The sequence below is a fragment of the Robinsoniella sp. genome, assembly GCF_034124845.1.
Map to the genome: position 1 here is coordinate 1,602 of NZ_JAWYAJ010000409.1, position 10,444 is coordinate 12,045.

At 41.0% G+C, this 10,444-nt stretch carries 9 protein-coding genes; all 9 read right to left on the minus strand.

Annotated elements, in window-relative coordinates; genetic code table 11:
- Window positions 1-526: 526 nt before the first annotated feature.
- On the minus strand, window positions 527-1,762 hold the full coding sequence (locus ACH2DQ_RS20300) for a hypothetical protein (RefSeq protein ID WP_394911427.1): 1,236 nt from the start codon (window positions 1,760-1,762) through the stop codon (window positions 527-529).
- A 232-nt stretch (window positions 1,763-1,994) separates the two neighbouring features.
- The gene (locus ACH2DQ_RS20305; protein ID WP_394911428.1) at window positions 1,995-3,212 is read right to left on the minus strand and encodes a hypothetical protein; all 1,218 of its coding nucleotides are present in this window, start codon (window positions 3,210-3,212) and stop codon (window positions 1,995-1,997) included.
- Complete coding sequence (locus tag ACH2DQ_RS20310; protein WP_394911429.1) at window positions 3,212-3,925, minus strand: YesL family protein; 714 nt, start codon at window positions 3,923-3,925, stop codon at window positions 3,212-3,214. The genes ACH2DQ_RS20305 and ACH2DQ_RS20310 overlap by 1 nt, the downstream gene beginning before the upstream one ends.
- Before the next feature lie 22 nt (window positions 3,926-3,947).
- The gene (locus tag ACH2DQ_RS20315) at window positions 3,948-6,074 is read right to left on the minus strand and encodes a hypothetical protein (protein WP_394911430.1); all 2,127 of its coding nucleotides are present in this window, start codon (window positions 6,072-6,074) and stop codon (window positions 3,948-3,950) included.
- Between the two features lie 2 nt (window positions 6,075-6,076).
- Window positions 6,077-7,183: a Gfo/Idh/MocA family protein gene (locus ACH2DQ_RS20320; RefSeq protein WP_394911431.1), complete on the minus strand. Its 1,107-nt coding sequence runs from the start codon at window positions 7,181-7,183 to the stop codon at window positions 6,077-6,079.
- A 2-nt stretch (window positions 7,184-7,185) separates the two neighbouring features.
- Window positions 7,186-8,178: a zinc-binding dehydrogenase gene (locus ACH2DQ_RS20325; RefSeq protein WP_394911432.1), complete on the minus strand. Its 993-nt coding sequence runs from the start codon at window positions 8,176-8,178 to the stop codon at window positions 7,186-7,188.
- A gap of 15 nt (window positions 8,179-8,193) precedes the next feature.
- Window positions 8,194-9,036, minus strand: coding sequence for a carbohydrate ABC transporter permease (locus tag ACH2DQ_RS20330; protein WP_394911433.1), 843 nt, complete (start codon window positions 9,034-9,036; stop codon window positions 8,194-8,196).
- Complete coding sequence (locus ACH2DQ_RS20335) at window positions 9,033-9,920, minus strand: carbohydrate ABC transporter permease (RefSeq protein ID WP_394911434.1); 888 nt, start codon at window positions 9,918-9,920, stop codon at window positions 9,033-9,035. The genes ACH2DQ_RS20330 and ACH2DQ_RS20335 overlap by 4 nt, the downstream gene beginning before the upstream one ends.
- Window positions 9,921-9,973: 53 nt before the next feature.
- The coding region (locus tag ACH2DQ_RS20340; RefSeq protein ID WP_395028068.1) for an extracellular solute-binding protein at window positions 9,974-10,444 on the minus strand (471 nt) is incomplete at its 5' end.

The window sequence follows — 10,444 nt, forward strand, 5'->3', positions numbered from 1 at the left end:
TCAAAAAATTATCTTAGATGATATAACGTATTAATGTCAAATTCTTTTACTTAAGTTGTGGTGAATTGCATAATTTAAATGTGAATTGCATATACATATTTTTATTTACAGATTATTAAAAATTTAATAAATAATTCGCGACCCTCCTTTCTTCCAATTCATGAATTTCAACCTGGTTAATATCTTGTCTTTTAGCTATTCTTTCCAGATTATTTTTTTAATTCTATAATTTAAATTATATATAAATTTGTATTATTTTCCTATCATTATGCACCAGTAACCCATACAAAGCGTGAAAAACTATTATTTGTTTGTTTTTATGTAAGCGCTTAGATTCTAGGCATTAGCCCTATCGAAAACAATACATAATTTTAATAGAAGATAGCCATTTACTACACCACGAAAAAAAATACTCCGGCTACATTTTTCAGTAGCCAGAGCACTCGCTCTGCAATTGCGTATGTTCTTTACATCGGATGTCTTTTTTCCAATATGCACTGTATCTTTGTAGTAAAAGCAAGTTGTTTTACCTTGAAATCCTAGGTTTCTTTATATAATTTCTTTCTGCCACATTTTCAAGTTTCTTTCCTAATTGCAATTCTTGAATTACATCGACTTTGGCATGAAACCAGTTCATCAAATTTTCCACTCTTTTGCTTTCCATATTATCTTTGTCTAAAAGATCCATAATCAACTGATCAGATGGAAGCTTCGACAAATCAACTGCACTGAAATCCCTTATATATTTTAGAAGTTCTGGTTCACTATTTTTAAAAGATGTCACCGGAACTGAAAACAGACTTGATTTTATTTTTTCTTTTTCCGGCAGAAAACGACGGTTCCACAACATACTGTTACCACTGTCAAAAATGGGTGCCATTTCTATATACTTTAAGGTATTTACATCACGAAGAACACCAAAGTTATTAAAATGCCGGTCTGTGTTTGTTATTATAAAATCAGTCAGTATTTGATATTCCAGGAAGCTTCGAACATATTCTTTATCAAGCCCATTTATACCGCATATAGCTATAAAGGATTCATATTCGGAAAGATCATTTCTTTTCTTAACGCTTGAAACCACATCATATGCGGGAATAAACTCAACATTTTTGTTGGCAAAATTTCTACATATGCAGCCAAGTGCCTGTTCTTCGTCTAATTCTATTTGAATCAGATCATATGTTGTATAGGGCATTTTATTCTGTTTTTCATGAATCTTTGTTGCTATTACTTCATTGATGCTCTGTTGGAAAGACAAGCCATAATTTCCTTTTATCAAATATCTGTCTCCGTCATCACCAATTACCCATTTTTTCTTCAACTCTCCTTGCAACGATGCCCCCGGAACAAATGACGATCCATTATAATCAAATTGGCTGGAAGGGCGAAACTGTATCTCACCTATGGTATCCCGAAAATCATTCTCATATGGATTAATCTGTTCCCATAATAAACTATAATCGGCAGGACATATCCAGTAGTGGTCTGACAAACTGATTCCAAGATTTTGAAGCAGTAAACTTTGTGTATTAATCGTACCTGATTCTTCCAGTACTTTTTTGATATTTCCACGAAGCTGTGGGACCGCCCTGCGTATCCACCAACGCCTTAACTCCTCTGTTGAAAGATTGCCCCCTGGTGGAAGCAACTCTTCATTTTCTATTTTAACCTTACGGATAGAACCATCCATTAAATCTATATGCAAAGATGCAGCGATATCATTTTCATGTTTAAGTAAAAATAAATTATATTCTGGCATTTACTTCCCTTTCTACAACCCCAATTTCCTGTAAAACACATTTTCTCCGATACTCTTTCATTGTACTATGTTTTACTTTTTGTGTATAGATATTAATTTCTAACACTTTAAACATTTAGAGAATTTCAAAATTGGCATAAAAAAGAATCCTATTTTCCTCACGGTATAGGATTCTTTTCTACCTACTTTATTATTTATAATGTATCTTACATAAACTTGTTGTAACCGGTAACTATTCCATAACCAACTCCGGATTTTCAGCAAAGTGTTTTAGAATTACAATGTTTTCCGTGGTGGATTCATTGATAATTTCTACTCCTTCTTTTGCAGCACGTTCTGTCACGAAAAATTCATCATTTGTCAATTCACCCAGATGAATCAGGGCAGGTGTTTCCAATTTCCACTGTCCAAAACTTCCATGTCCCTCTAAACATATAATACCATAGGCAGCCGCATCTTTGATTACCACTTTCTGTCCGGGAAATACAGTTAAGCGCTTTGCAGAAACGGTACTGCATTTATAGCAGATCCACTCCTCCAAATACCCTTGTGACAGCATATCTTCTACAACTCTCACCGGTTTGGGCCTCATATAATGTTTCTTATGGAAATCTGCATCTGCATTCTCCGGCCAGTCAATCACGTCCAGCAAATATTCATAGTTTCCAACTTCTTCTTCAGGAGTGTTCTTCCACAGCAAATCTTCTCCGATTACCTGACCGTTTAGCAGCACTGACTGATACATGGCATACACATCTGAGGCAAACTGCGGTTCATACGTACAGAGACTTCCGGGAGCATGCATCACTCCGGGGGGAACATCAAATCCTGTATCCAGTTCTAATTTATAAGCTCTGGATAAACCAAGAATATTATTGTCTCCTTTGGTGAAATTTTTGAGTACATCTAATACTTCTTCTTTTTCTGTTTCCGGATTAAATCCAAAGAAAGTAAAAGGAAACTCTCCGCCATGGTTATTAACCTGGGAGGGAAAGAAATACATCTCTGGCTTGCCGGATGCCCCTACCCTGGCTGCGTGTTCTTCCCTGTGATGAATATGATGAGGTAGAGGCCCTGCATTGTCAAAGAATTTGGAAAACATGGGCCATCCTCTATACTTCTCCCACAGATAATCCCCCACGATTTCTGCTCCTAAAATATCTATGGCCTCTTTCAGGAGGATTTTTTCTTTTCCTTCCTGATCCACCACAATATAGCTCATACCTTCATCTTCTGGTGTCCCCTCTCCGTTTTCCGCCCAGGTTGTGGATGCAAACCATCTTTCATCGATACCGCCCCTTTCTGCCCCCAGTGCATAGTAATCATCCGGATGCAGCTTAATCCTCTTTCCCGGTCTGCAAAATGCCCTGGGTACCCAGGTGGGTGCCAACCGAAATATACCTTTACCTGTCTGTAATGCCTTTACCGCTAATTCCTCTTTCTCCATCATTATCCATCCTTTCTGACGTGCTCTGCCCTTTCCTTATACAAGGCAATCTCTTCTTCCCCTTTTATAATTTCAACCGTAACTTCATTTTGCACATCCTTTTCCCTTAACACACCATATTTCTGAAATACATGCCGGTATATGACGCTCATCATATAAGAAACACCTGCCACACCTATAAATAGAAGCAACAGAGCCGCTGGAAGTGGATAGCATAGTGTGACAGCAAACAGAATACCACTCCCTAAGAGCAGCACTCCCGTCCAGGGTAGTGCCGCCACACCAAGGAAGGCTGATTTCTTCAGCAAACTTCCTAGTTTCCTGTCACCATTCCATGCTAAAAGGGGAAAAGCAAAAAACGTATAGACCAGGAAAAATACCTCTCCAATCATACTCCCTGCTACAATTACACTACTTCCCACCTGAAAGCCACTTGCAAAGAGCGCACTGAACAGTGTCTGTACAGTCAAAAATAATAACCAGAGCTTTGTACTCTCTTTTTGATTTTTGGCAAAGTATCGGATATAAGTTCTGACTACATAAGCTTCCTCATCCTCTGTCATTTCGAGCAGGACGTCAAATAGTGCTGTAGTGGATGCCCCGATTGTAATAATTGGCAGGGAACATATTATCCACATGAGATTCAACAACAGAAGGTCTGCTGCCTTAGACATAAATTGATTGAACTTCCCATCCAGTGCGAATAATTTTTCCATAAGCATCCTCCTTCACAACTTTTTACCACTGAATCTTTAACATGGCAAAAACTGATATTTTATCCAAATGTATTTTTAAACATCCGTCTTGATAGCAATAAGGTATTTCTTTTTTCTCCGGCAGCATACATACCTCTGTCGGTTTCTCCGGAGTTTTGAATGCAATTTCTATATCGTGGGTGTCTGCAATGGTATAACCGTTTCTGGTTTCAATCAACCCCACTAACAGACATTTACCCGGTTTTTCTTCGAAGATTACACTCTCTACTGTTTCACTTGCGTCTACCTGAATGGAAAACGAACTACCGGCAAGCATTTTCATTATATTTACAAATACCTCTCCATGCTGGTACCTTTCAGCTCTTTCAAGAGGCAGTGCGGACCATATGACTTTTCCTTTCCCGCAGGTAGTATACAGCATACCCGGCATCTCTGTCTCTATGCCAGGTGGATTTGCATGTATGGTGGAAAATGGATATGCATCTGAATTTACATCCACATATTCATTCTCATGAACATCCGTAGGGAACATAGACCAGTGAATGCCTGGTTTTGTATAGGGGAACGTCAATGTGGCCATTTTGGTTCCCGTGTATCCTGGTTTTACTTTTACTGCAGGTTCAAACATCACAAGCGGATATTTTCTGGTACTATATCCTTCCATAATCCCCGGTTCCCCGCAGGGTGCCAGATATGTCATTCTTCCATCTGTATATCCATCCATTTCTGTATGGAAGAATTCCTGCAAAAGCCTGTTATCTGTGTAACCGCTTAAATACAGATTTCCTCCCTCATGCACATAAGATATCATATCCGTTATTTCTTCTTCCGAAAGCCCCGGAGCATCCATAACTGCCAGGACCGGATGTTTCTGTATTTCCCCATGCTTCCAGTTATTTACTATACCATAGGGAATATGATGGGCTGCAAGGATATCAGAAGCTCCCATCAATGCATCGAAATGAGGCATGGTACCTGCACAGCCCTTATCTCTGTCAAGGCGGTGATCCATTACATGAATGCCCTCTTGTCTGGGGTCATATTTACCGTTTAGATTGAAATATAGGCTGATGTCAAAGAATTGTTCTCCTACTGTCATGTAAGGATCATATTCTTTCATTTCCCCGTAGATTTTTCCAATTAGTTCATACACCCGCTCATCCATGGTTCCTACAGGGTCAATGGCATCAATCAACAAGCTGGCACCGTGATGAAGATATGTCATGGCTACACATTGCCTTAGCTGGTCATAGGATTTTATAGAAGTATGTTCCGCAAGGGTTGGATAGCATCTGCTTGTCATATACTGGAAAGGTCTGTTCTTGGAAAGATGATACCAGGCTTTACACGCAAAGGACTGCTGCCTGATTCCTCCGTATAAGTCCGTGCCTATATAATCACTTGCCATAGACACATTCTCATTATTTCCAAATCTCCAAAATGCAATGGAATTTCCATATTGATGCTCTACTGTTGCATCGGGAGAATACTTATGTACTTCATCGGTACAAAGGAAAGCAAATTCCTTTATCCATTCATGGCGCTCCTGGTCAAAGGCCAGCCAATTCTCATCGTTCCAGTCCACTATCTCTGGCATTGGCTCCTGATGTTTTTCTCTCCAGCGCTTCTGGCAGGATTCACAATAACATACCTCCGGCCAAAAGGTCATATCAAAAAACACACCTTCAAACTGGAAATACTCGGAGAATTCCTGAATCTGCGCTTTCACAAACTCCCGGTATTCTTCATTATTGGGACAGCACAACCCATACCGCCCTCCATTCGCCCTGGAATCCTGTCCATGTGCATCCTTCATTCTCCAATCCGGATGGCGTTCATATTCCCGGTTATTGAAAATGATACTGTAATACAGAACCGTTGGCATTTCTGCCAACCGGCACATATCAAAAACCTGCTTTACCATGTCTTCTTTACCAAGGAATGCTTTGTGCATGACCCCAGTCTTTGTTGGCCAGTAGCAGAGTCCCACATGGGATTGCACGTATATCATTGGCGCTGTAATCTCAGCCTTTTTTAATAATTCAAAATACTTCTTTGGGTCATATTGTGACAGGAATTCTTCATTCCAATCTTCGATATGCATGTCCAGTAATGTTCTCCGGTAATGCTTTTTATACCATTTATCCATAATTACCTCCATTGTCTGTAATTGACTCTATGTAATCTTTTCCTGCATTCTTCCAATGCTTCATACTTACGGGGCAGAATCAACGGAAAATCCACTCTGGTACAGTCAAGGGCACTGCTATAAATGCCTTCCAGCACCTCAAATCCATGATATGCTAATTTTACATCGCAGTCGTGTCCTTCTCTCTTTCCCATCATCCACTCCCCAAACTCCTTGGTATAGCGGACTTGTGCTTCAAATTGTTCCCGTTTGAAAAAATCCTGATAATCTCCCTGCCTTATCTCAGGAGATGTTTCCGGAGAAAAGACTGCATATTTCCCATTGCAGGAAGCCCAGGCATATCCTGCTGACCCATAGACCATCAGCCTGTCATCTGTCCAATAGGCAGGCTCCCCGCTGCCATGGCTAAAACCAGCCTGGTACATTTCTGTCTGCTTCGCCCAATACCCACATTCTAATAATCCCCGCACTCCATTTTCAAAAATGAACTGTCCCATAACATAATCCGGTGAAGGATGGCTGTCCTCTAAATAAAAGCTGCCATGTATATGTCCCACACAGCTTACAATCTGTTTTCCTCCATTAGCCCATATCATGTAGTCTAAATAGTGGGTTCCAAGCTGAGAAGCCTGGGGCTGGCAGCTTGCACGGATATCTGTAATCTGTCCCAGTTCCCCGCTGTCCAGAGTTTTCTTTAATTCCAGGAAAGAATTGAGGTATTTATGCTGGTGGCAAACAATGGTTTTGATTTCATGTGCCTCACACAAACGGACAATCTCATCTGCTTCTTCCAGTGAAACTGCCATTGGCTTTTCAAAAAGCAAACCTTTCACCTTATATTTCACTGCCAGTTTTACCAAAGGCAGACGAATATGAGGCATGGTCACAAATGCCATCACATCGGGTTTTACCGTTTTCAGCATTTCCTCTGCATCTGCGTAGCAGATATCAGGACTGATTCCATACTGCTTTACAGACTCCTGAAGATGCACATCTCTCCTGTCACAGATTCCCTTCACTTCAAACATATCTCTATTTTCCAGGAATCCGTGGAGATGTACCTTTCCCCGTTCTCCCATTCCCACTATGACGGTAGATAAACATTTCAATTTTACACCTTCCTCTCCAACAAGACCTTGCCGGTTTTTCCCTCAAAAAACATCTTACATGCCAATGGGGCTTCGGTAAGGTTCCAGATATGGCTGACTGCTTTCTCCGGTTCAAATCCTCTCCTGTACAATTCACAAAGACTATAGAAATCCTGTCCCGTAAAATAAAAAGCTCCGGTCAATGTAATCTCCTTATGAATAATATCCTCGGAAGGTACGATCGTCAGCCCTTTGTAGTTCTCTCCGCAGAAAACCACGGTGCCTTCCGGCCTCACAGCATGAAGTGCATTTTTCTGTCCCTCCGGATTTCCGGAACATTCCAATACCACATCCGCTCCCAGATGATTCGTCAATTCTTTTATCCTCTGTTTTGAATTTAAATTAACAGAATCAATTGCTTCATCTGCTCCGGTCAGAAGTGCATAATTCCTCCGCACCAGATTCATTTCCCAGACCACAACATAATATCCGTAGTATTTTAATAGTGACACGGCGCCCAGACCAATTGGACCAGCCCCAATTACCAAAGCCACCCTCCCCATCCCTGCTGGTAATTTCTGTACTGCACGATATGCAACCCCCAGGGTATCGCCACCCAGCAAAACCGCAGCCCGATCCTCTACGTCTTCCGGTATCTCCAGACAGCATTCCTCGGGTACACATACATATTCCGCATGCCCTCCCTGACAGATTATCATGGACTCACAGAATTGTGATTTTCCCATTCTGCAGTAATAGCACTTCCCGCAGCCTTTTATTACGTTTACCGTTACCCGGTTACCTGGCTTTGAATTTCTGCAGTTCTTTGCTTCCCTTACAATTCCCACAAACTCATGGCCTGACACGAAGGAACAGCCTTGTTCATAATCCTTTCTTTCACTTCCGCAGAGTGCAGATAAGGTTACCTCTATTAATACTTCCTTCGGCTTAGGCCTGGGAATCTCCATCTCCCTGATCTTGGCCTGTCTATTCCCTTCATAATGTAAACCCTTCATAACATCATCCTCTTCTTATCCCTTCACTGCTCCTCCAGCCAGACCTGCTACAATATATTTCTGTAAAAACACATACATTACCGTCAGTGGAATAGAGGACAATACAATGGCCGCAAACAGCAAGTTATACTCAATGGAGTACTGTCCTTTAAAACTGTAGATGAACAATGGCAGAGTCTGCGTCTTTTTGTCCGCCCCCAGAATCATCAGAGAAATCAGGAACTCATTCCACATCCACAAAAAATTGGTGATAATGATGGTGGCGGTCATCGGTTTCATGATTGGATACACTACCGAAAAAAAGGTTTTCCAGGTGCCTGCACCTTCCACATAGGCGGATTCCGCAAGTTCTTTTGGCACTGTCTTCAGATAGCCATTGCACAGATACACTCCCTGTATCAATGGATACGTGACAAATATAATTATAATACTGAGCCGGTTTCCTAAACCAAGGGCTTTCATAAACATGGATAAAGGTAAGGCTACTATCTGGAAAGGAACAAACATCGCTGCTGTTATATAGTATAAAGAAAATTTTCCTGTTTTAAGATGAAGAATCTGGTTCACCGCATAGGACACTGCCGGCACGAAAACAGCTACGATGACAATGGAAATCAATGTAAACAAGGTGGTATTGCCCACTGCCTGTACAAATCCGCTTCTCTGGAATACAGCAATATAATTATCAAACTGAAATGTCTCCGGAAGAGTCAGAAAGCTTTTGCTGGATTCTACCTGTGTCTTAAAAGAATTGACTACCGTTACATATAACACCAGGGCAATACATAAAAACCAGATAACCAGAAAGAAGTAGGTCAAAACACTTGTAAGTCTTTTCTTCGTCCGCATATTGTTCATTGTTGCTCAATACCTCCTCTCCCGATTACCTTCATGATGAGAAACGATACCAGGGCAATGATAAAAAATAGAACAATTGCCGTTGCACATCCCTGGGAGAACTTCATGTCTGTACTTCCCATCAGATAAATCTTATATCCCATAGAGGTGGTTGCTTTAGCAGGTCCTCCCTGAGTCAGCGATATAATATAATCAAAGACTACCAGGGCATCCCGGATTCCTTTTACGAAACAGATCACCAAGGTAGATGCTAAAAACGGAAATGTCACGACGCGAAATCTGTCCATCACACCTGCCCCGTCTATCTTCGCCGCTTCTGTCAGTTCCTGGGGTACACTCTGCAGCGCTGCAATCAGCAAAACAGTAGGAATAGATAAATTCTGCCAGAACCCCAACAGGATTACGGCTATCACCGCTCCAGTCTTTGTGGATAGCAAACTGGTCTGTAAAAATCCGATTCCCAAACCATCCCCAATCATAGGGAGCATCCTGCGAAAGATTTCATTAAAAATCAAGCCTAAAGATAACATGGAAATAATGGCCGGATAAAAAAACACGGAACGGAAGAAATTAACACCTTTTAATTTCTTTGTCAAAAAAATACCTAAAATCACCGAGCAGGGAATCGTTGTGGCATTGATGACTATCGTATAGATAACTGTAAATTTAACAGAATTAAAAAGGTCTTTATCCTGAAATACTTTCACAAAATTTTTGAAGCCTACGAAATTGTATTGCAGAGAATAACCATTCCAGTCTGTCAGGCTAAAATAGAAGCTGTAAACAGCCGGTACAATAAAAAATACGGTATATAAAAGTAACGCTATAGCGATGACAGGCATATAAGAAACATTTCTTTTGTGGCTGATACTGTTCTTTCTCATATAAGCCTCCTTTCTCTGATTTAGGAAAGGCGGGAATTTATCCCGCTTTCTCCTTATTCCTTACGCAGTACAATTTCTTCCTCACCTGTTAAGAAAGTATCCAAATCGCCGTCCATCAAAAATGCCTGGGCTAAATCGGCTTCATCACTGACTACACCCGTACTGATATAATCACGCCACCAGGGAATTGCTTTCCCTTCTTCAATGTAGCTCAGCATCAGATCAATGGTGGGATTGTCTGTCTTTACCCCTTTAATCGGACTTGGGGATTTATCATAATCGGTATAAATCTGTGCATTTTCCGTTCTCGTCACAAACTCCAGGAATTTTGCTGCATACTCTTCTTTTCCTGTTCCTGTCATGGCTGCAATACCAGGGTCAATTCCTGAAATCAACATATTAACTCCATTATCTGTTGGCATTGCAAACATGCCCATCTGAATCTCCGGGTTGTTCTTTTCAATATCTGACTGTGCCCAGGTTCCGGTAATCATCATAGCACCCTCACCATTTGCAAACATCTG